Here is a 20505-nt window from a genome sequence, read left to right as displayed (position 1 = left end):
GTCGTCGTCCCAGCTGATCCACGCCGGGCAGACGGACCCTTTCAGCAACCGACGAGGCGCTGGGCCAGGTAGCCGACGACCTGGTCCAGGGCGACGCGCTCCTGGGTCATGGTGTCGCGCTCGCGCACCGTCACCGCGTCGTCCTCGAGGGTGTCGAAGTCGATCGTGAGGCAGAACGGCGTCCCGATCTCGTCCTGGCGGCGGTACCGGCGGCCGATGGCGCCGGCGTCGTCGAACTCGACGTTCCAGTTCTTGCGCAGCGCCGCGGCCAGGTCGCGGGCCTTGGGCGACAGGTCGGCGTTGCGCGACAGCGGGAGGACGGCGGCCTTGACCGGGGCCAGCCGCGGGTCCAGCGCCAGCATGGTGCGGGTGTCGACGCCGCCCTTGGCGTTGGGGGCCTCGTCCTCGCGGTAGGCCTCGACCAGGAAGGCCATCAGCGAGCGGGTGAGGCCGGCTGCGGGCTCGATGACGTAGGGCGTCCAGCGCTCGTTGGTCGTCTGGTCGAAGTACGAGAGGTCGGTGCCCGAGTGCTCCGAGTGGGTCTTCAGGTCGAAGTCGGTGCGGTTGGCGATGCCCTCGAGCTCGCCCCACTCCGAGCCCTGGAAGCCGAAGCGGTACTCGATGTCGACCGTGCGCTTGGAGTAGTGCGACAGCTTCTCGGCCGGGTGCTCGAAGTGCCGCAGGTTGTCGGGGCTGATGCCCAGGTCGGTGTACCAGCGGGTGCGCTCGGCGATCCAGTACTCGTGCCACTCCTCGTCGTCGCCGGGCTTGACGAAGAACTCCATCTCCATCTGCTCGAACTCGCGGGTGCGGAAGATGAAGTTGCCGGGGGTGATCTCGTTGCGGAAGCTCTTGCCGATCTGGCCGATGCCGAACGGCGGCTTCTTGCGGGCCGCGCCCATGACGTTGGCGAAGTTCACGAAGATGCCCTGCGCGGTCTCGGGGCGCAGGTAGTGCAGCCCGGACTCGTCCTCGACCGGGCCCAGGTAGGTCTTCAGCATCATGTTGAAGTCCCGCGGCTCGGTCCACGAACCGGTGACCCCGCAGTTGGGGCAGCTGATCTCGGCCAGGCCCTCGGGGGCGCGGCCCTTCTTGGCCTCGAACCCCTCCTCGAGGTGGTCGGCGCGGAACCGCTTGTGGCAGTTCTGGCACTCGGTCAGCGGGTCGGTGAACACCCCGACGTGGCCCGAGGCGACCCAGGTCTGGCGCGGCAGGATGACCGAGGAGTCCAGGCCGACGATGTCCTCACGGCTCTGGACGACGGTGCGCCACCACTGCTTCTTGATGTTCTCCTTGAGCTCGGTGCCCAGCGGCCCGTAGTCCCAGGCGGAGCGGGTGCCGCCGTAGATCTCCCCGGCGGGGAAGACGAACCCCCGGCGCTTGCAGAGGTTGACCACCTTGTCGAGGCGGGCGGGGTCGTGCGGGGCGGTGCTCACGGAGGATCTCCATCCGGCTGGCGGTCGGCGGTTGCCCCGCAACGCTAGACGGGGCCCGCGACCTCATTCCGGGAGGTACACCCCGGGCTCGTCGAGCGCGTGCACCCAGACCGGTGCACCGGCGATCTTGACCTCGGCCGCGGACAGCGCCCGGCGGTAGGCGCCCACGCCGTCCCAGGTGGTGAGCAGCGCGTACAGCCCGTCGTCGTCGGCGGCCGCGCCGAACTCCCCGGAGCGGAAGCCGGGCCGGGCGCGCAGCGCGGCGAGCAGCACCGCCGCGTCGGCGAGCAGCGCCGTCCCGTCGTCGGTCCGGAACCTGGTCACCGCGAACACGGACACCTCCACGTTGACAATGGTTCTCACATGCAGGGACGATGGTGGCATGTCGGCCGCCCCGCTCCCGCTCCCCCGCCGGCACCCCGAGGACGTCGCCGCGGCCAGCGAGCTGCTGTCGGCGCTGGCCGCGCCCCTGCGCCTGTCGATCGTCGCCCTGCTCGACGAGCACGGCACGTTGTGCGTCCACCAGCTCGTCGACGCCCTCGCCGTCCCCCAGCCGTTGGTGTCCCAGCACCTGCGGGTGCTGCGCGGCGCGCGGCTGGTGGTCGGTGACCGCAAGCACCGCGAGGTGCACTACCGGCTGGTCGACAACCACGTGGGCCACATCGTCCGCGACGCGATCGAGCACGCCGCGCACTCCGCGGCCCCGTCGGTCACCATCGCCTGATGGTCCGCACCACGCGTCAGCGCACCGCCGTCGCCGCCGTCTTCGACGAGCTCGAGGGCTTCCACAGCGCGCAGGAGGTGCACGCCCGGCTGCGTGCCGGCGGTGACTCCGTGGGCCTGTCGACGGTCTACCGGGCCGTGCAGGCCCTGGCTGACGACGGTGAGCTCGACTCCATCCGCACCGACTCCGGCGAGGCGCTCTACCGCCGGTGCAGCACGCAGCACCACCACCACCTGGTCTGCCGCAGCTGCGGGCGCACGGTCGAGGTGGCCGGCCCCGCGGTCGAGCGGTGGGCCGACCGGGTCGCCGACGAGCACGGCTTCGCCGACATCAGCCACACGCTGGAGATCTTCGGCACCTGCGCCGCCTGCCGGAACGCCGTCGTCCCGGAAAGCTGATCACGGCGGGGTCACGGCCGTTGGCCGCAGGCCGCCCGGTCCCTAGACTCCCTGCGCGGTGGGCCGAGGAGTCCTCGCCGGATGTTGGGCCGGATCCTGAGGGGGCGCGCGGTGGAGTCCGAGCAGTTCGGGAGCTACCGCATCGAGGCCCTGATCGGGCGCGGCGGCATGGGCGAGGTCTACCGCGCCTACGACACCGAGCACGAGCGGACCGTGGCCCTCAAGGTGCTGTCCGAGCACCTGGCCGCCGACCGCGGCTACCGCGAGCGCTTCCGCCGCGAGGCGCACCTGGCCGCCCGGCTCAACGAGCCGCACGTGGTGCCCATCCACCGCTACGGCGAGATCGACGGCCGGCTGTTCCTGGACATGCGCCTGGTGCGCGGCGACGACGTCGCCCAGGTGCTCGCCCGCGACATGCGGTTCACCCCCGAGCGGGCGGTGTCGGTCGTCAGCCAGGTCGCCCAGGCGCTGGACGCCGCGCACGCCGACGGCCTCGTGCACCGCGACGTCAAGCCCTCCAACGTCCTGCTGACCGGCAGCGGCGACGCCGAGTTCGCCTACCTCGTCGACTTCGGCATCGCCCGGTCCACCACCGACTCCCAGGGCCCGTCGCTCACCCAGACCGGTGCGGCGCTGGGCTCGTTCGACTACATGGCCCCCGAGCGGTTCCTCGAGCGCGAGATCGACCTGCGGGTCGACGTCTACGCCCTGGCCTGCGTGCTCTTCGAGTGCCTCACCGGCCGCCGCCCGTTCCCCCGCGACGGCCTGGGTGCGCAGATGTTCGCCCACGTCAACACCGAGGTCGACCCGCCGTCCTCGCTGGTGCCCGGGCTGCCCGCCGCGCTGGACGCCGTCGTGTCCCGCGGCTTGGCCAAGGACCCCGACGCCCGGTACGCCAGCGCCGGCGAGCTCGCCGCCGCGGCCCGCGCCGCGCTGGCCGGGGCCGGTGGCCGACCCCGGCCCGAGGTGGTGGTGCCCCAGGCGCCGCCCACGACCATCCAGGACCTCCGCAACGTGCCCCCGCACACCGTCGGGTTCACCGACCCCTCCGGTGGCCGCGGTACCGGCGGGGGCACGGGCGGGGGCACCGGAGGGGGCTTCGCCCCGGTCGGGCCCGGCACCGGCGGCGGGTTCGCCCCGGTGGGCCAGGGCACCGGGGGCGGGTTCGCCCCGTCGCTCGGCGGCACGGGCGGCGGCTTCGGCCCCGGACCCGGGTCGTGGACCGGGGCACCCTCCTACCCCGCCGGTCCGGGCACCGGCGGTGGGTTCGGTCCGCCCACCGGCGGCGGGACCTGGGGCGGCCAGCAGCCGGTCCCGCCGCCGCGGAAGTCCTCCGCCGTGCTGTGGATCGCGCTGGCCACCACCGTCGTCGTCGCGGTGATGGTGGTCGTCGCCGTCGCGGTGACCCGCGGCGGCGGGGACGACGTCGTGGCCACCACCACGCCGACCACGACGGCGCCGTCCAGCGACGTCGTCACCGACTCGCCCACGGCCGTCGACGACCTCCTCGGGCGGCTGCCCGCCGACTTCGCCGTCGACGACTGCGACGAGTACGAGATCCCCTCCGACGGCGCCGACTCGGCGGTGGAGTGCGGTGCAGCCATCTCCGGCGGCCCCGACCAGTCCTTCTTCTACGGCTACCCCGACGAGCGCAGCCTGCAGGACGCCTTCGCCGGCGACGTGTCGCGGCTGGGCCTGGACCGGGTCGGCACGACCGACGGGTGCCCGGACAACCCCGGGTGGCTGGACTACAACGACTCCGAGGGCAACGAGGCCGGCTCGGTCGCCTGCTACCTGGAGGACGACGGCCGCGGGGTCATCTTCTGGACCCAGGACGACGCACGGGCCGAGGGGTACGTCGCCGTGACCGACGGCGCGAACGACCTCGACGACCTGTGGGACTGGTGGCAGGACGCCTCCAAGAGCGACTTCCAGGTCGGCTGAGCCGGCGGCTCAGCCCGCGAGCCGCCGCAGCATCTCGCTGACCTCGGCCGTCGTCCCCAGCCGTTGGCCCAGCGGCGCCAGGCAGGCCTGCACCACGGCTGCCTCGTCGGCGGTCATGCCCGGACCGAGCACCGGTTCGGCGGCCAACACCCTCCGGATGGCCAGCAGGGGCTCGTTGGCCGGCAGCTCGCCGTACAGCCCGACGCCGGTGAGCGCCCGGTGCAGCGTGGCGCCCAGGGCGAAGACCTCGCTGGCGCGCGAGGGGCGCTGGCCCTGCAGGATCGCCGGGTCGACGTACTCGACCGACGCCGCGCCGGCCATGCCGGTCATGGTGACCCCGGGGGCCAGCACCCGGCTGAGCCCGAGGTCGGACAGCTTGCCCCCGGTCTCGGTGACCAGCACGTTGGCCGGGGTGACGTCGCCGTGGGTCAGCCCGGCCTCGTGGAGGGCGTGCAGGGCCAGGCCGGCGTCGGCGACCGCGCGCAGCACCTCGGGCCGGGCCAGCGGCCGGGCCGGCGCGGCCAACGAGCCCAGCGGGCACCACTCCATCGCGTACAGGAAGCTGTCCTCGAGCACGGCGTCGTACACCCGCACCAGGTAGGGCGAGGAGACCTGGGCGAAGGCCCGCAGCTCGCGCACGCCCCGCTCGTAGGCCTGCTCGCTGTGCGTGCCGGTGAAGACCTTGACCGTGACGAACTCGTCGGCCAGCCCCAGCCGGGCCGGGGGCCGGGCCAGGTAGTAGCGGCCGTTGTTGCCCTCGCCGAGCAGGCGCACGACCGGGTAGTCGGCGACGTGCGCGGGCGTGCTGCTCCGGGTCGAGACGTCCATCGCCGGCTCCTGGGCTGAGGTCCTGGGCCACCCCCACGGGCGGCGGGCGAAAGGCTCCCACGTCCGCCCGGCCGTCGCTAGGCTCCGGCGGACGCGGAGACGGACCGAGCCGTTCCGCCTGCCCTGCGACCTGTCCCGGGAGCCGTCCGTGGAGCACACACCGGCCGAGGTCGTCGCCTACGTCTTCGTCGGCCTCGCCGTCATCGTCGTCGTGGCCCGCCTCGTCGGCCGGCTGGCCGTCCGCCTGGGACAGCCCGCGGTGGTCGGCGAGATCATCGCCGGCATCGCCCTGGGGCCCAGCCTGCTGGGGGCGCTGCCCGGCGACCTGGACCAGCTGCTCTTCCCGGCCGACGTGCGCCCCTACCTGAACGTGCTGGCCCAGCTCGGGCTGGTGCTGTTCATGTTCATCGTCGGCCTCGAGGTCGACCTGTCCTTCATCCGCGGCCGCGAGCGGATCGCGTTCACCGTCTCGGCCGCCTCGATCCTGCTGCCCTTCGCCCTCGGCATCGGGCTGGCCTTCCTGCTGCACCCCCGGCACGACGTCGTGGGCGGCGACGCGGTGGGGTTCGTGGCGTTCGCGCTGTTCCTGGGCGTGGCCATGTCGATCACGGCGTTCCCGGTGCTGGCCCGCATCCTCGGCGAGCGCGGCATGCACCGCACCCCCACCGGGGTGCTGGCCCTGGCCTGCGCCGCGGTGGACGACGTCTTCGCCTGGGCGCTGCTGGCCGTGGTCGTCGCGGTGACCGTCGGCGGCACCTTCACCGGCGTCGCCCAGATCCTGCTGCTCACCGTGGCGTTCGCGCTGGTGGTCTTCCTGGTGCTGCGCCCGCTGCTGCGCCGGCTGGTGGCCCGGTACGAGCACCACGGGCGGCTGACCCCGGACATGCTGGCGCTGGTGCTGGTCGGCGTGCTGGCCAGCGCGTTCGTGACCGAGGAGATCGGCATCCACTTCATCTTCGGCGCATTCCTGTTCGGGGTGGCCATGCCCCGCACGGGCGCCGCCGCGCTGAACCGCGAGGTGCTGGACCGGATCGAGCAGGTCAGCGTGCTCCTGCTGCTGCCGGTGTTCTTCGTGGTCACCGGGCTGGGCGTGGACATCGGCGGGCTGTCGGCGCAGAACCTGGTCGAGCTGGTCCTGGTGCTGCTGGTCGCCGTCGCCGGGAAGTGGGTCGGCGCCTCGGTGGCCGCGCGCTCGCAGGGGGTACCGCGCCGGCAGGCCACCTCGCTCGGCGTCCTGATGAACACCCGCGGGCTGACCGAGCTGGTCATCCTGAACATCGGCGTCGGCCTGGGCGTCCTCGACGGCACGATGTTCACGCTGCTGGTCCTGATGGCCGTGGTCACCACCGTGATGACCGCCCCGCTGCTGCGGGTCACCTATCCCCCGCGCGCCGTGCAGCGGGACATCGAGGCGGCCGAGCGCGCGGCGCTGGGGCTGCCCGACGCCTTCACCGTGCTCGTCGTGGTCGGCGACCCCGAGGCCGACGCCCCGCTGGTCCAGCTGGCCGGCGACCTGGCCGGGCACGAGCGACCCGCGCACCTGGTGCTCAGCCGGGTGCTGCCCGCCCGGCCGGGTCTCGAGGTCGCCAGCGGCCTCGGCCAGGAGCTGGGCCTGATCGCCGCCTCCGGCGACCAGCTGCGGCGGCTGTGCCGGCCGGCGGAGGAGCGCGGGCTGACGACGTCGGTCAGCGCCCGGTTCAGCGACGACCCGTGGCAGGTGGTCCGCGCCCAGGCCGCGACGACGGCCGCCGACGTCGTGCTCGTGCGGGCCGGGTGGGGCTCCCCCGGCGGGGCTCCCACCGCGGACGACGAGCTGGCCGCCGCCGTCGTCCAGGTGCACGGGGACGGCGCGGAGGACGGCGTCTGGCTGCACGTCGACGGTTCCCCCGACGCCCGCACCGCCGTCCGGCTGGCCGCGCAGCTCGTGACCGCGCGCGGGGTGCCGCTGGGTCTCGTGGCCGGCGACGGCTGGCGGTCCCGCCGGCAGGCCGACGGCGTCGCCGAGCTGCTGGAGAAGGCCGGGCTGACCGTGCACCGGGTGGCCGCCGCGCCGTCCACCGGCCTGCACCTGGGGCCCGCCGGTCTGGCCGGGGTCGCCGAGGACGGCGTGCTGCTGGCGGTGCTGGCCGGCACCGACGACCGGGACCGCGACCTCACCGAGACCGTCGCCGGGGTGGAGACCGCCCCCGCCCTGCCGCCCGGTGATCAGGTCACCTGATCACCGGGTCGCCGTCCACACCAACGGTGGTGAGGGTGGAACCACGGTGATCAGGTCACCTGATCACCGTGGGCGATCAAAAACCGCCGTGCGGCGACTGGAAGGCGAACTGGCGACCGCCGAGCCGGACCGCCGTCCCCGGGGTGAGGCGCACGGCCTGCCCGGGCACGAGCGATGACCACCCGGGTGCGCCGGCCGCCGCGACCAGCGTGCCGTTGGCCGACCCGGCGTCGATGACCAGGACGTCCCACTCGTGCAGCCGGACCTCGAGGTGGTGCCGGCTGACCCCGCCGGTGGTGTCGACGACCAGCAGGGGGCGCAGCTCCCCGGCCAGCACGCGCTCGTCGCTGTCGGGTTCACGGCCCAGGAGGTAGTCGGCGTCGAGGTTCACCGTGGCGCCGTTGTCGAAGACCAGCAGCCCCAGCGGCGGCCGGACCCCCTCGAGGAACACCCCGGTGCGCTCAGCCATGCGGATGCCGCACAGCGCGCAGAAGTGCACCCGGGGGTCGTTGAGGTGGCCCCGCGAGCAGAGGAAGCCGTGCACCCGCGGGCGGTCGTCGGCCTCCTCGGCCACCAGCGGCGTGACCGGCTGAGCCGAGCTCACCACGGGCAGCGGGGCGGCGACCGGCAGCGGCTCGGCCGGGGCGAGCAGGTTGGCCGAACGGGCCGGGGCGGGCAGCGGTGCCGGCGGCTCGCTGGGCCCGGCGGGCCGCGGGGGCGGTGCGCTGGACACCACCGGCGGGGTGGGGGCGTCGGTGGGCCCGGACACGGCACCGGGCGGGGGCAGCCGGACGGCGGTGGTGGAGGGACCGAAGGCCCCGGTGCTGCTGGGCGCGGCCACCGGGGACAGGACGGCGGCACCCCCGGGCACCGAACCGCTCTCCAGGTCGGCCAACGGGTGCGGCGACCCCCCGGGATCGGTGCCCGCGGACAACCGCAGCGCCGCGGGGGGCCAGTCGACGGTGCGCTCGAGCCGGGGGGTGCCGTCGGGCAGCGGGTCGCCCTCGTCGGCGGACAGCCGCAGGCCCAGCTCGGGCACCTGGGCCAGGGCGCTGCCGACCAGCGTGATGGCCAGGCCGTCCTCGGTGGCGGCGGCGACCGCCAGCGAGGGCATGGCGCTCTGCCCGTCCAGCCAGCCGCCCAGGGTCTCCTGCAGGCGTCGACCGGGGGCCCGGCTGCCCTCGGCGGAGACCTTGCGGCACAGCCCGACCAGCTCGGCGAGCCGGTCGGGGCCCGGGGCCCCGAGCGCGACGGGGTGCCCGGCCTGCCGGACTCCGGGTGACCTCCCCCAGCCGTCCAGCCCGGCGGAGGCGCGCGGTGCGGGCGGGGCCGACTCGGGCACGACGACCAGCAGCAGCCCGGGCATGCGCACGACCAGGTCGGAGCCGGGGACGACGGAGACGGCGACCTGGTCGAAGGCCGGCACGGTCGCGGCGCCGGCCGACGCCGGGGCGGGGAGGGCGGGCGCCGCCCGGCCCGGTGCCGGCGGTCCGGACCGGCCCGGGATGGGGGGCAGCGGGGACGACGGCATCAGACCAGCCGCCCGCCGTTGAAGCGCCAGTGCACGAACGGCACCCGTATCGGTCCGTTGGCGATGACGAACACCCACATCCAGGTCGTGACGAAGTGGACCAGGAAGGCCCAGCCGGGCAGCGAGCCGATCCACGGGATGGCCCCGCCGGCGAACAGGAACCACACGAGCAGGCCCTCGGGGACCATGGTCACCAGGCCGAACAGCGTGGGCCAGTCCTTCTCCCACCGGAACTGCTGGATGCCGTGGTAGACCAGCTCCCAGAGCACACCGAGCACCGTGACCACGAGCAGCACCGAGAAGGTGGCCCCGTACGAGGCGCCGAGGCCGACGCCGGTGGGCAGCAGCGGGGTGATCAGCAGGGTCCAGACGGACCCGACGACGACCAGCAGCGCGACCCGGGTCTGGATCCGGCCGTTCAGGGTGGGCAGCACGAAGGGCTCCGGGGTTCTCAGGGGTTCGGGCGGGTCAGATCTGCTGGTTGCGGAACCACTTCCACCACTGGCTGGTGGAGCGGCCGGGGCCGAGCTTGCTGCCGAACCCCTGCGCGTGCAGGTCGTCGGCGATCTCCTGCGCGGCGATCTGCAGGCCGAGGAAGGTGTCGACGCCCGGGAAGTAGCCACCGAGGGTGGCGCTGCCGGAGGCGTAGATGCGGCCGTTCCCGTTGCGGGTGCCGCGGACCTCGAAGGTGCGCTCGACGTCCAGCCGCCCGACGGGGTTGCGGCCGGCGCCCGAGTGGTCGAGCAGGTCGGCCAGCACCCGGTGCTCGCGGATGTCGGCCTCCAGGCCCGTGCAGTCGACCACCGCGTCGAACGAGCCCAGCTGCGGACCCTGGTCGCTGGCCACGGCCACCTCGACCAGCTCGCCGGTCTTCGTCATCCGGTCGATCTGCCCGATCATCACGCGGTACCAGCCCTGGGCACGGCCGCGGGACAGCTGCTCCTGCCAGTCCCGCCGCACCGGGGTGTTGGTGCCGCCCATCTCCTTGTACAGCCGGGCGCGCTCGGCGCCCTCGGTCTTGCGGACCTGCTGCTTGAGCTGGCCGCCCCACACCGACTTCGGGTAGTTGAACCCCTGGTAGGCCCAGCCGTCGGCGCCCTTGCGGCGCTTGAGGATGCCCGTGCCGTGCGGGGTGGCGGTGTAGGTGCGGAACAGGTGCACGATCTGGGTGTCGAGCCGGAACCGGTCGCGGTCGTCGATCAGCCGCTGCAGCACGCGCGAGGCGACGATCCCGCCGCCGCGGACCAGCACGACGCCGGGCTTGGCGCGCAGCTTCTCGTAGACGTGCTCGTGCGGCTCGTAGGCGTTGACGACGCTGCCGTAGTCGTTGGTCTGCTTCCGGTACTCCTGCAGGTCGTCGAGGAACTTCAGCCCCGGGTAGCCGACGGCCACGTGCACCCACTGGCTGCGGTAGGCGATCCGCCTGGTGGGCGCGGCGCCCTGCGGCGGGGTGAGGATCGTGAAGTACCCGCCGCCGGCCCGACGGCGGACCATGCGCACCTGGCCGCGCACCACCATCTCCGGGTAGCGGATGCGGTGCATCTCCTTCTCCATCGCGGTGAAGGCCGCCCCCGCCCTGGGCGTGTAGTAGTTCGCCCAGATCGGCTCGACCAGGACGTTCCACAGCTGCTTGAGGTCGCCCTGCAGCCCCTCGCGGAGGGCGTAGCTGGGGAAGCCCCAGATGTTGTCCGGGGTGGATGCGGAGTCCGAGCGCAGCCGCTCGGTGCGGGGGATCTGCGAGACGGTGGTCAGGTACTCGTAGCTCTGCCACGGCGTCTCGAGCGGCGTGAGGACCCGGATCGCCGAGGTGGGCACCCCGCAGATGCGCAGGTAGTCGGCGGTGACGAAGGAGCCGATGCCGCCGCCGAAGGTCACCAGCGGGACGTCGACGACGGGGATGCCGTGCTCGGCGAGCATGCCGTCGGTCCACACGTCGGTGGCCACCAGGCGGTCGCTGAGGTCACCCGCCACGGGTGGCGGGGCGAGGGGTTGGCCCACCGAGGGCACCTCCGGTACGTCGGGGCGGACGTCGTCCGGGGAACTGTCTTGCGCCTGGGTCCCGGTGTCAACGCCCCGCGGCACGGCACCGATCAGTTCCGGACCGCGTCGTCGCTCTACCATCGTCGCGACCCCCGCATCCCCCGGGCGTCGTGGCACGCTGACGAGGAGGCCCGTGGAGTCCGGTCGGTTCGGGCCCTACCGCATCGAGCAGCTGATCGGGCGCGGCGGCATGGGCGAGGTCTACCGGGCCCACGACACCGAGCACCGCCGCACCGTCGCGCTGAAGGTGCTGTCCTCCGGCCTGGCCGGGGACGACGGCTACCGCGAGCGGTTCCGCCGCGAGGCGCACGCCGCGGCCCGGCTGTCCGAGCCGCACGTCGTGCCGATCCACCGCTACGGCGAGATCGACGGCCGGCTCTTCCTGGACATGCGGCTGGTCCAGGGCATCGACCTCGGCGAGCTGCTGCACGCCCAGGGTGGTCTCGAACCGGCCCGGGCGGTGTCGGTCGTCGGGCAGGTGGCGAAGGCGCTGGACGCCGCCCACGCCGAGGGCCTGGTGCACCGCGACGTGAAGCCCTCCAACGTGCTGGTCACCGGCGAGCCGGGCGACGAGTTCGTCTACCTGGTCGACTTCGGCATCGCCTGGTCGACCACCGACACGCAGGGCCCGTCGCTGACCCAGACCGGCATGGCGGTGGGCTCGTTCGACTACATGGCCCCCGAGCGCTTCATGGAGCGCCCGATCGACGCCCGGGCCGACGTGTACTCGCTGGCCTGCGTGCTCTTCGAGTGCCTGGCCGGTCGACGGCCGTTCTCCGGCGACAACCTGGCCACGATGATGTACGCCCACCTGAACACCACCCCGCCGCCGGTGTCGGCGCTGCGGGTCGGGTTGCCGCCGGGCCTGGACGCCGTCGTCGCCCGGGGGCTGGCCAAGGACCCCGCCGACCGGTGGCCCAGCGCCGGCGCCATGGCCGCGGCGGCGCGGGCGGCACTGACCTCGGGCGGGGTGGCCCCGCAGCAGGAGGCCCGGTTCGCGCCCGGCCCACCCCCGCCGCAGCCGCAGGCCGTGGGCATGTCCGGCCCGGGCTGGTCGCCCGCGCCCGCCTGGGCCGGCCCCCCGGTGGCGCCGGTGACCGACCCCGGGCGGCCGACCCGTCGCCGGTGGGTGCCCTGGGCCGCCGCGGCCGCCGTCGCCGTGCTGGCCGCGGGCGTGGTGGGGTTCGTGCTCACCCGCGACGGGGACGCCGACCCGACGTCGTCCCCCACCACCTCGGCCGCCCCGACCACCTCGGCCGACGACGCGGAGCTGCTGGCGCTGCTGCCCAGCGCGATCGACGGCTGCACCCCGGCGGCCACCTCGGCCCTGGGGGAGGTGGCCGCCCTGGACTGCGGCGCGAGCCCGCTGCAGCCGGGCCCGTCGCGGGTCGAGGTGTCCCGGTTCGGCGACGCGGGCGCGGCCGACGCCGCGTTCCTCGCCCGGGTCGACACCGACGGGCTGACCCCGCTGCCCGCCCGCGAGACGTGCCCCGCCACGCAGGGCTACTACTACTGGCTCGACGACCAGCGGCAGACCGCCGGGCGGGTGGGCTGCCGCACCACCACCCGCGGGGACGCCGTCCTGTTCTGGACCGAGAGCGCCGGCCGGGTGCTGGTGACCGCGACGTCGAGCGGCACCGGTACGCAGGGGCTGGCCGACCTGGTCACCTGGTGGTCCGGCGACCGCACCACGACGACCTTCGCGGACTAGGAAAGGACCCGGGAGACTGGAACAGGGTTCTACGCGGAGCCGAACCGGCGCTGGCGCGAGGCGTACTCCTCGCAGGCCGCCCAGAGGTGGCGGCGGTCGAAGTCGGGCCACAGGACGTCCTGGAACACCAGCTCGGCGTAGGCCGACTGCCAGAGCAGGAAGTTCGACGTGCGGTTCTCCCCCGAGCTGCGCAGGAACAGGTCGACGTCCGGCATGTCGGGCTCGTCGAGGAACCGCGCCACCGTCTTCTCGGTGATCCTGCCCGGGTCCAGCCGACCGGCCGCGACCTCGCGACCGATGGCCGCCGCGGCGTCGGCGATCTCGGCCCGACCGCCGTAGTTGACGCACATGGTCAGGGTGAGGACGTCGTTGTCCCGGGTCAGCTCCTCGGCGATCTGGAGCTCCTTGATCACCGACCCCCACAGCCTGGGACGACGACCGGCCCAGCGCACCCGCACGCCGAGCTCGTGCATCTCGTCGCGGCGGCGCCGGATGACGTCGCGGTTGAAGCCCATGAGGAAGCGCACCTCCTCGGGGCTGCGCTTCCAGTTCTCGGTGGAGAAGGCGTAGGCGCTGATCGCACCGATGCCCAGCTCGATGGCGCCCTCGACGCAGTCGAACAGCGACGCCTCGCCGGCCTCGTGACCCCTGGTGCGGGGCAGCCCGCGCTGCTTGGCCCAGCGGCCGTTGCCGTCCATGACGACGGCGACGTGGTGGGGCACCTTGTCCCGCGGGATCGCCGGCGGGCGGGCGCCCGAGGGGTGCGGGTCGGGCGCCCGGACGGCGCGCTTCACGAGCGGTCCACCAGCGCCAGCGAGCGCAACCCGCGCTCGAGGTGCCACTGCAGCAGCGCGGCCACGAGCCCGCTCCCCTCACGTCGGTTGATGCCCTGGCTGGCCTCGGCGGTGGCCCAGTCACCGCTCAGCAGGGCCTCGAGCAGCCCCACGGTGACCGGGCTGGGCAGCGACGAGCCGGTCGGCCGGCACGCCGGGCACACCATGCCGCCGCCGGGCACCGAGAAGTGCCGGTGCGGTCCGGGCTCGGCGCAGCGGGCGCAGTCGGTGAGCGCGGGCTCCCACCCGGCCACCGACATCGCCCGCAGCAGGAAGGCGTCGAGCACCAGGCCCGGCGGGTGCGCCTGCTCGGCCAGGGCGCGCAGCGCCCCGATGACCAGCAGGAACATGCGCAGCGAGGGTTCCTTCTCCTCGGCGGTGAGCCGGTCGGCGGTCTCGAGCACCGCGGTGCCGGCGGTGTAGGCCTTGTAGTCGGCGACGATCTTCGGCCCGTAGGAGTGCAGCGACTCGGCCTGGCTGACGATGTCGAGGTTGCGGCCGGTGTAGAGCTGCAGGTCGACGTGGCTGAACGGCTCGAGCCGGGCGCCGAACTTGCTCTTGGTGCGCCGCACGCCCTTGGCCACCGCACGCACCTTGCCGGTGCGCCGGGTGAGCACGGTGACGATGCGGTCGGCCTCGCCGAGCTTCTGCACCCGCAGGACGACGCCCTCGTCGCGGTAGAGCGCCTTGGGGGTGTGGGCCGACACCTAGTAGCCCAGCCGCTGCAGCTTCTTGGGGTCGTCCTGCCACTCCCCCAGCACCGTGACGTGCAGCGACAGGTGCACCCGACCGCCGAGCAGGTGCTCCAGGCCCACCCGGGCCTCGCTGCCGATCGCCTTGATCGTGGCCCCGCCCTTGCCCAGCAGCATGGGCTTCTGGCTGGGCCGCTCGCAGTGCAGCAGCACGTGCAGCTCGGTGAACACGGCGTCGGGGTCGCGCGGGTCGGGCTTGCGGATGATCTCCTCGACGCTGACCGCCAGGGAGTGCGGCACCTCCTGGCGCACCTTCTCCAGCGCCGCCTCGCGGACCAGCTCGGAGATCTGCCGCTCGAGGTCGTCGTCGGTCAGCTGGTCCTCGGGGTACAGCGGCGGGCCCTCGGGCAGCATGCCGACCAGCAGGTCGGCCAGCAGGTCGACCTGGTCGTCGGCCACGGCGCTGACCGGCACGACCTCGCGGGCCTCGACCAGCTGGGAGGCCGCGACCAGCTGCGCGGTGATCGCCTTCTTCGACGCCGCGTCGGTCTTGGTCACCACCAGGACGACGGGGGTGCTCACGTTCTTCAGCTGGCGGGCGATGAACGCGTCGCCGGCGCCGACGGGCTGGTCGGCCGGGATGCAGAACACGACGACGTCGACCTCGGCCAGGGTGTCGCGCACGACGTCGTTGAGCCGCTGGCCCAGCAGGCTCTTGGGCTTGTGCAGCCCGGGGGTGTCGACCAGCACCAGCTGGCCCTCGGGCCGGTGCACCACCCCGCGGATGGCGTGCCGGGTGGTCTGCGGCCGGTTGCTGACGATGCCGACCTTGTCGCCGACCAGGCGGTTGGTGAGCGTGGTCTTGCCCGCGTTGGGGCGGCCGACCAGCGCGACGAAGCCGCTGCGGTACGGGCCGGGAGAGGTGCTCACCCCGACATCCTCCCACCGCGGTACGACAGCTCCCGGACGGCGGCTGGGACGATGGTCGCCATGGCCCGCCGAACCCGACGCCCGAACGAGGAGCCGCCCGCGGTGCGCGCCGCCCGCGACCGGGAGCGGCACATCAGCCAGGTCACCAGCTACGGGTTCCTCGCCCGCCGCGGCCCCAAGCGGTCGGTCACCGTCGTCCCGGCGCCGTTGCGGTACTGGCAGTACGTCGCGGTCAGCCCGGGGGTCGCGCTGGCCACCGTCGCCGCCGTCGTGGTCTGGCTGGTCGCGCTGGGGCTGATCAGCGGTTGGCCGGCGGCGCAGGACGAGGTGCCGCTGGCCGTCGGGCTGGGTCTCGCCGTCCTCGTGCTGGCCACCAGCCGGTTCACCGTCTCGGACGCCGCGGTGTCCAACGACATCGCGGGGCTGCGCCAGACCTCGTCGTTCGGCATCGTGCCGCTGGTCCTCGTCGAGGACGTCGTGGTCGCCCCCGCGCCGGCGGGCTGGCCGCGGGCCAAGCGGCGCGGGGGCTGGTGGCCCGGTCGCACCCGGGTCGTCGTCCGGCACCTGGGCACGGACGGCGTGCAGGACCGGGCCTTCACGATCTGGGTCCGCGACGCCGAGGCGTTCGCCGACGCCCTGGACCGCCCGCTAGCCTGACCGCGTGTTCGCCCGACCGACCACCTGGTGGCAGCTGCTCGCGCAGCTGTGACCTGACCCGTCCCGAGCTGCCCGTCGGCAGCTCGCAGGACCCCGCCACGGGCAGCTCCCTCCACCCAGGAGAGCACCGTGCACGACTCCTCGTTCCACCAGGCCGCCACCCGCTCCGCGGAGGTCGAGGCCGACCTGCGCCTGCACCCGGACCGGTACCGGGTGCTGACCGGCGACCGGCCCACCGGCGCCCTGCACCTGGGCCACTACTTCGGGACCCTGGCCAACCGGGTCCGGTTGCAGGACCTCGGTGTCCAGGTGCTGCTCGTGGTCGCCGACTACCAGGTGATCACCGACCGCGACGACCCCGGCGACCTGCGCGCGTCGGTGCTGGACCTGCTGGCCGACCAGCTCGCCGCGGGCATCGACCCGGCCCGCACGCCGGTCTTCGCCCACAGCGCCGTCCCCGCGCTCAACCAGCTGCTGCTGCCCTTCCTCAGCCTGGTCAGCGTCGCCGAGCTGGAGCGCAACCCCACCGTGAAGGACGAGGTCGAGGCCACCCACGGGCGCACCGTCTCGGGGCTGATGCTCACCTACCCGGTGCACCAGGCCGCGGACATCCTGTTCTGCGGCGCGAACCTGGTGCCGGTGGGTCGGGACCAGCTGCCGCACCTGGAGGTGACCCGGGACGTCGCCCGCCGCTTCGGGGCCCGCTACTCCCCCGTCTTCGAGGCACCGGACGCCCTGCTCAGCGACACCCCGCTACTCCTGGGGCTGGACGGCCACAAGATGAGCAAGAGCCGGGGCAACACCATCCGGCTCCGGGACGACGAGGACACCACCGTCCGGGCCGTCCGCGGCGCGCTGACCGACGGCCGGCGGGACATCACCTACGAGCCGGCCACCCGGCCGGGCGTGGCCACGCTGCTCGAGCTGGCCGCCCTGTGCACCGACCGCGACCCCGCCGACCTGGCCGTGGGGCTCGACGGTGCCGCCGCGCTCAAGGCGCTGGTCGCCGAGGCGGTGAACGAGCGGTTCCGCGGGCTGCGGGCGCGCCGCCGGGAGCTGGCCGCCGACCCGGGGTACCTGCTGGGGGTGCTGGCCGACGGCAACGCGCACGCGAACGCCCTGGCCCAGGCCACCCTCGACCAGGTCCGCGAGGCCATGGGCACGGTCTACCGGTGACGCCTCCCGATCACGGGATGGTCCGCGGATCAGGTGGTGGTGACGAGGGTGCCGTCGGGGGCGACGAGGTGGACCGGCGCGCCGGTGGTGAGGTCGTGGACGGCGGCCAGGCCGGCCTCCTCCACCGCGCCGGCGGCGGACACCACCGCGGCCGCCTCCAGGCCCTCGACGCCCGAGGACACCGCGGCGGCGACGGCGGCCTGCAGGGCGGACAGCTGCAACGAGGGCAACGCCACGGTGGCGGCGAGGTAGGTGCGACCGTCGGTGTCGCGGACGGCGGCCCCCTCGGGCGCCCCGGTGCGGCCGCGGGCCGAGCGGGCGAGGGTGACGAGCTTCTGGTCCTCGGGCTGCAGGTCGGTCACCCGGGCAGTTTCCCAGCCGCGTCCGGTTCGGCCTCCTCCGCCCCTGCCTCCTCGGCGGCGGCGGCAGCGGCGGCAGCAGCCGCCTCCTTCTTCTCCCGCTTGCGGCGGGCCCGCCGCTCGGCGCGCTCCTCCTCCTCGGGGTCGACGGCCGGCTCCACGGGTTCGGGCTCGTCGGCCTCGGCGGGCTCCTCGACCCGGCGCACCAGCATCGTGTCGATCTGGTTGCGTCGGCCGCCGGTGCTCTCGGCGAGCAGGTGCAGCTCGCCGACGACGGTCGCGGAGCCCTCGATCGGCACCCGGCCGATGGCCCGGGCGAGGAGACCGCCGACGGTCTCGACGTCGTCGTCCTGCGGGAGCTCGACGCGGAACAGGTCGGCGAGGTCCTCGACCGGCAGCCGGGCGGTGATCCGGTAGGACCCGTCGGGCAGCTCCTCGACCGGCGGCCGCTGCACCGCGTCGTGCTCGTCGTCGATCTCGCCGACGATCTCCTCGAGGATGTCCTCGATGGTCAGCAACCCGGCGAAGCCGCCGTACTCGTCGACCACGACCGCCATGTGGATCCGGCGGGCCTGCATGTCGCGCAGCAGCTCGTCCACCGGCTTGGACTCCGGCACGAACGCCGCCGGCCGCATGAGGTCCTCGACCCGGATGCGGCTGACGTCCTGGTCGCCCTGGGTCCGGCGGACGAGGTCCTTGAGGTAGACGACGCCGACGATGTCGTCGACGTTCTCGCCGATCACGGGGATGCGGCTGAACCCGCTGCGCAGCGCCAGGGCCAGCGCCTGCCGGACCGACTTGGTGCTCTCCACGAACACGACGTCGGGCCGGGGCACCATCACCTCGCGGGCGATGGTGTCGCCCAGGGAGAACACCGACTGGATCATGTCCCGCTCGCCGGTCTCGACCACGCCGCGCTCCTGCGCCAGGTCGACCAGCTCGCGCAGCTCGACGTCGGTGGAGAACGGACCCTCGCGGAAGCCCCGCCCGGGCGTGATGGCGTTGCCCAGCAGGATCAGCAGGGTCGACACCGGCCCCAGCACCCGGCCCAGCAGCCGGGTGGGGCCGGCTGCCCGCAGGGCGATCCGGTAGGCGTGCTGGCGACCCAGCGTGCGCGGCCCGACGCCGACCAGCACGTAGCTGACCACCGTCATCACCACCGCGGCCGTGACCAGGCCGGCGCCGACCTCGTCGAACTGGACGAAGAGGATGACGCCGACCAGCACCGCCGCCGTGGTCTCGCAGGCGATCCGGAGCAGCAGGAGGAGCGAGACGTGCCGCGCGCGGTCCTCGACCACCTGCAGCAGGGCCGCCGCCCCCCGGGCGCCGTCGCGGCGCAGCGCGTCGACCCGGGCCCGGGACAGGCCCTGCAGCGCGGCGTCGACGGCGGCGAACACCCCGGCGACGGGGACCAGCAGGAGTGCGATCACCAGGAGGGTGATCGCGGTGGAGCTCATCGCGGCGCGGTCTCCTCGCCGGTCACCTGGTCCCGCGGTGCGGCGGCGAAGGTGGCCAGCAGCTCGGACTGCAGGCCGAACATCTCCTTCTCCTCGTCGGGCTCCATGTGGTCGTAGCCCAGCAGGTGCAGCACGCCGTGGGTGGCCAGCAGCAGCAGCTCGTCGTCCATGGTGTGGCCGGCGGCGCGGGCCTGGCGGATCGCCACGGCCGGGCACAGCACGACGTCGCCGAGCAGCTCGGGACCCGGGTCGGGGTCGTCGGGCCGCTTGGTGTCCAGCTCGTCCATGGGGAAGGCCAGCACGTCGGTGGGGCCCTTCTCCCCCATCCACCGCTCGTGCAGGCTGGCCATGTAGTCGACGTCGACGCACAGCACCGACAGCTCGGCCAGCGGGCTGACGCCCATCTGGCCCAGCACGAACCGGCAGATGCCGGTCAGCGAGGTCTCGTCGACGGCGATCTCGGACTCGTTGGCGACCTCGACGGCCACGGGTCAGCTGCCCTTCTGCCGCCGCGGCCCGGAGCCGCGCACGGGGTCGGTGGTGCGGGGGGCGGTGGCGACGTCGTAGCGCTCGTAGGCCTCGACGATGTCGCCGACCAACCGGTGCCGGACGACGTCGGAGCTGGTCAGCTCGGAGAAGTGGATGTCGTCGACGTCACCGAGGATGTTGCGGACCACCCGCAGGCCCGACGGCGCACCACCGGGCAGGTCGACCTGGGTGACGTCGCCGGTGACGACCATCTTCGAGCCGAACCCGAGCCGGGTGAGGAACATCTTCATCTGCTCGGCGGTGGTGTTCTGCGCCTCGTCGAGGATGACGAACGAGCTGTTCAGCGACCGGCCGCGCATGTAGGCCAGGGGGGCCACCTCGATCGTGCCGCTCTGCATGAGCCGCGGGATCGACTCGGGGTCGACCATGTCGTGCAGCGCGTCGTACAGCGGCCGCAGGTAGGGGTCGATCTTCTCGCTGAGCGTGCCGGGCAGGAAGCCCAGCCGCTCGCCGGCCTCGACCGCGGGCCGGGTCAGGATGATCCGGTCGACCTGCTTGGTCTGCAGCGCCTGCACGGCCTTGGCCATGGCCAGGTAGGTCTTGCCGGTGCCGGCCGGGCCGATGCCGAAGACGATCGTGTTGCGGTCGATGGCATCGACGTAGTGCTTCTGGTTCAGCGTCTTGGGCCGGATGGTGCGACCCCGGCGGCTGATGATGTCGAGGCTGAGCACCTCGGCGGGGCGTTCGCTGCCCCCGGCGCGGAGCATGCCGACCACCCGCTGCACCTCGTCCGGGCGCAGCGTCTGCCCCCGGCGCACCAGGGCGATCAGCTCGTCGAACACCCGCACGGCGAAGGCGGTGTCACCGGGCTGCCCGGTCAGCGAGATCTGGTTGCCGCGCACGTGGACGTCGGCGGCGAGCTCGGTCTCGACCAGCCGCAGCAGCTCGTCGCCGGAGCCCAGCAGGGCGACCATGGCGACGGACTCGGGGACGGTGATCGACGTCCGGACCGGGTCGGTGCCCTCGGTCGGGGTGGAGCTCGGTGAGGTGTCGGGCAAGAACGCTCGACCCTGCCTTCCTGC

The 20505-nt window shown here is 73.9% G+C and carries 20 protein-coding genes; 7 read left to right on the top strand and 13 right to left on the bottom strand.

Annotated elements, in window-relative coordinates:
- Nucleotides 1-41 precede the first annotated feature (41 nt).
- A complete protein-coding gene (locus BLS67_RS11325; protein WP_091244783.1) occupies nucleotides 42-1436 on the bottom strand; it encodes a glycine--tRNA ligase in 1395 nt (464 codons plus the stop codon).
- Nucleotides 1437-1499: 63 nt separating this feature from the next.
- Nucleotides 1500-1760, bottom strand: coding sequence for an antibiotic biosynthesis monooxygenase (locus BLS67_RS11320; protein WP_165617546.1), 261 nt, complete (start codon nucleotides 1758-1760; stop codon nucleotides 1500-1502).
- Between the two features lie 58 nt (nucleotides 1761-1818).
- Here BLS67_RS11320 and BLS67_RS11315 point away from each other — a divergent pair, with 58 nt between their 5' ends.
- From BLS67_RS11315 to BLS67_RS24080, 3 genes are all read left to right on the top strand, one after another.
- Entirely contained in the window at nucleotides 1819-2160 is a 342-nt protein-coding gene (locus BLS67_RS11315) for an ArsR/SmtB family transcription factor (protein ID WP_242653998.1), read from the top strand.
- Nucleotides 2160-2558: a Fur family transcriptional regulator gene (locus BLS67_RS11310; protein ID WP_091244778.1), complete on the top strand. Its 399-nt coding sequence runs from the start codon at nucleotides 2160-2162 to the stop codon at nucleotides 2556-2558. Before BLS67_RS11315 ends, BLS67_RS11310 begins: the two co-directional genes overlap by 1 nt.
- A gap of 111 nt (nucleotides 2559-2669) precedes the next feature.
- Entirely contained in the window at nucleotides 2670-4502 is a 1833-nt protein-coding gene (locus BLS67_RS24080; RefSeq protein WP_207500493.1) for a serine/threonine-protein kinase, read from the top strand.
- A 9-nt stretch (nucleotides 4503-4511) separates the two neighbouring features.
- On the opposite strand, the gene BLS67_RS11300 is transcribed toward BLS67_RS24080, so the two are convergent.
- A complete protein-coding gene (locus BLS67_RS11300; RefSeq protein ID WP_091244776.1) occupies nucleotides 4512-5330 on the bottom strand; it encodes a serine/threonine-protein kinase in 819 nt (272 codons plus the stop codon).
- Between the two features lie 148 nt (nucleotides 5331-5478).
- Here BLS67_RS11300 and BLS67_RS11295 point away from each other — a divergent pair, with 148 nt between their 5' ends.
- On the top strand, nucleotides 5479-7548 hold the full coding sequence (locus BLS67_RS11295) for a cation:proton antiporter domain-containing protein (RefSeq protein WP_091244773.1): 2070 nt from the start codon (nucleotides 5479-5481) through the stop codon (nucleotides 7546-7548).
- Nucleotides 7549-7624: 76 nt separating this feature from the next.
- On the opposite strand, the gene BLS67_RS11290 is transcribed toward BLS67_RS11295, so the two are convergent.
- The 3 genes from BLS67_RS11290 to BLS67_RS11280 are packed head-to-tail and all read right to left on the bottom strand — an operon-like array spanning nucleotide 7625 to nucleotide 11077.
- Nucleotides 7625-9079, bottom strand: a complete 1455-nt coding sequence (locus BLS67_RS11290; protein WP_091244772.1) for an FHA domain-containing protein — start codon at nucleotides 9077-9079, stop codon at nucleotides 7625-7627.
- On the bottom strand, nucleotides 9079-9513 hold the full coding sequence (locus BLS67_RS11285; protein WP_091244769.1) for a hypothetical protein: 435 nt from the start codon (nucleotides 9511-9513) through the stop codon (nucleotides 9079-9081). Before BLS67_RS11285 ends, BLS67_RS11290 begins: the two co-directional genes overlap by 1 nt.
- Before the next feature lie 34 nt (nucleotides 9514-9547).
- A complete protein-coding gene (locus BLS67_RS11280) occupies nucleotides 9548-11077 on the bottom strand; it encodes an FAD/NAD(P)-binding protein (protein ID WP_207500491.1) in 1530 nt (509 codons plus the stop codon).
- Between the two features lie 175 nt (nucleotides 11078-11252).
- On the opposite strand from BLS67_RS11280, the gene BLS67_RS11275 reads away from it, so the two are divergent.
- Nucleotides 11253-12830 carry a serine/threonine-protein kinase gene (locus tag BLS67_RS11275; protein WP_207500489.1) on the top strand — a complete coding sequence of 526 codons (1578 nt, stop codon included), beginning with the start codon at nucleotides 11253-11255 and terminating at the stop codon, nucleotides 12828-12830.
- A 29-nt stretch (nucleotides 12831-12859) separates the two neighbouring features.
- Here BLS67_RS11275 and BLS67_RS11270 read toward each other — a convergent pair whose 3' ends face one another.
- Genes BLS67_RS11270 through era form a run of 3 tightly spaced genes read right to left on the bottom strand, consistent with a single transcriptional unit; the run spans nucleotide 12860 to nucleotide 15285 of the window.
- Nucleotides 12860-13624, bottom strand: coding sequence for an isoprenyl transferase (locus BLS67_RS11270; RefSeq protein WP_091244765.1), 765 nt, complete (start codon nucleotides 13622-13624; stop codon nucleotides 12860-12862).
- Nucleotides 13621-14370 (bottom strand): DNA repair protein RecO, encoded by a 750-nt coding sequence (gene recO / locus BLS67_RS11265; RefSeq protein WP_091244762.1) that lies wholly within the window; start codon nucleotides 14368-14370, stop codon nucleotides 13621-13623. Before recO ends, BLS67_RS11270 begins: the two co-directional genes overlap by 4 nt.
- Nucleotides 14371-15285 (bottom strand): GTPase Era, encoded by a 915-nt coding sequence (gene era, locus BLS67_RS11260; RefSeq protein ID WP_091244760.1) that lies wholly within the window; start codon nucleotides 15283-15285, stop codon nucleotides 14371-14373.
- A 60-nt stretch (nucleotides 15286-15345) separates the two neighbouring features.
- Between era and BLS67_RS11255 the strand changes: the two genes are divergently transcribed.
- Nucleotides 15346-15942 carry a hypothetical protein gene (locus BLS67_RS11255; RefSeq protein ID WP_131801720.1) on the top strand — a complete coding sequence of 199 codons (597 nt, stop codon included), beginning with the start codon at nucleotides 15346-15348 and terminating at the stop codon, nucleotides 15940-15942.
- Nucleotides 15943-16071: 129 nt separating this feature from the next.
- On the top strand, nucleotides 16072-17118 hold the full coding sequence (gene trpS, locus BLS67_RS11250; protein ID WP_091244756.1) for a tryptophan--tRNA ligase: 1047 nt from the start codon (nucleotides 16072-16074) through the stop codon (nucleotides 17116-17118).
- A 29-nt stretch (nucleotides 17119-17147) separates the two neighbouring features.
- Here trpS and BLS67_RS11245 read toward each other — a convergent pair whose 3' ends face one another.
- From BLS67_RS11245 to BLS67_RS11230, 4 genes are read right to left on the bottom strand one after another with little or no spacing between them, the layout of a single operon-like run.
- Complete coding sequence (locus BLS67_RS11245; RefSeq protein WP_091244754.1) at nucleotides 17148-17480, bottom strand: cytidine deaminase; 333 nt, start codon at nucleotides 17478-17480, stop codon at nucleotides 17148-17150.
- Complete coding sequence (locus tag BLS67_RS11240) at nucleotides 17477-18934, bottom strand: hemolysin family protein (protein WP_091244750.1); 1458 nt, start codon at nucleotides 18932-18934, stop codon at nucleotides 17477-17479. Before BLS67_RS11240 ends, BLS67_RS11245 begins: the two co-directional genes overlap by 4 nt.
- Nucleotides 18931-19422 carry an rRNA maturation RNase YbeY gene (ybeY, locus tag BLS67_RS11235; RefSeq protein ID WP_091244747.1) on the bottom strand — a complete coding sequence of 164 codons (492 nt, stop codon included), beginning with the start codon at nucleotides 19420-19422 and terminating at the stop codon, nucleotides 18931-18933. Before ybeY ends, BLS67_RS11240 begins: the two co-directional genes overlap by 4 nt.
- A 3-nt stretch (nucleotides 19423-19425) precedes the next feature.
- Complete coding sequence (locus BLS67_RS11230) at nucleotides 19426-20481, bottom strand: PhoH family protein (RefSeq protein WP_242653997.1); 1056 nt, start codon at nucleotides 20479-20481, stop codon at nucleotides 19426-19428.
- Nucleotides 20482-20505 lie beyond the last annotated feature (24 nt).

Origin of the sequence: Klenkia soli (assembly GCF_900103975.1) — a bacterium.
Classification (GTDB): domain Bacteria; phylum Actinomycetota; class Actinomycetes; order Mycobacteriales; family Geodermatophilaceae; genus Klenkia; species Klenkia soli.
This window is presented reverse-complemented; position numbering and strand designations above follow the sequence as displayed.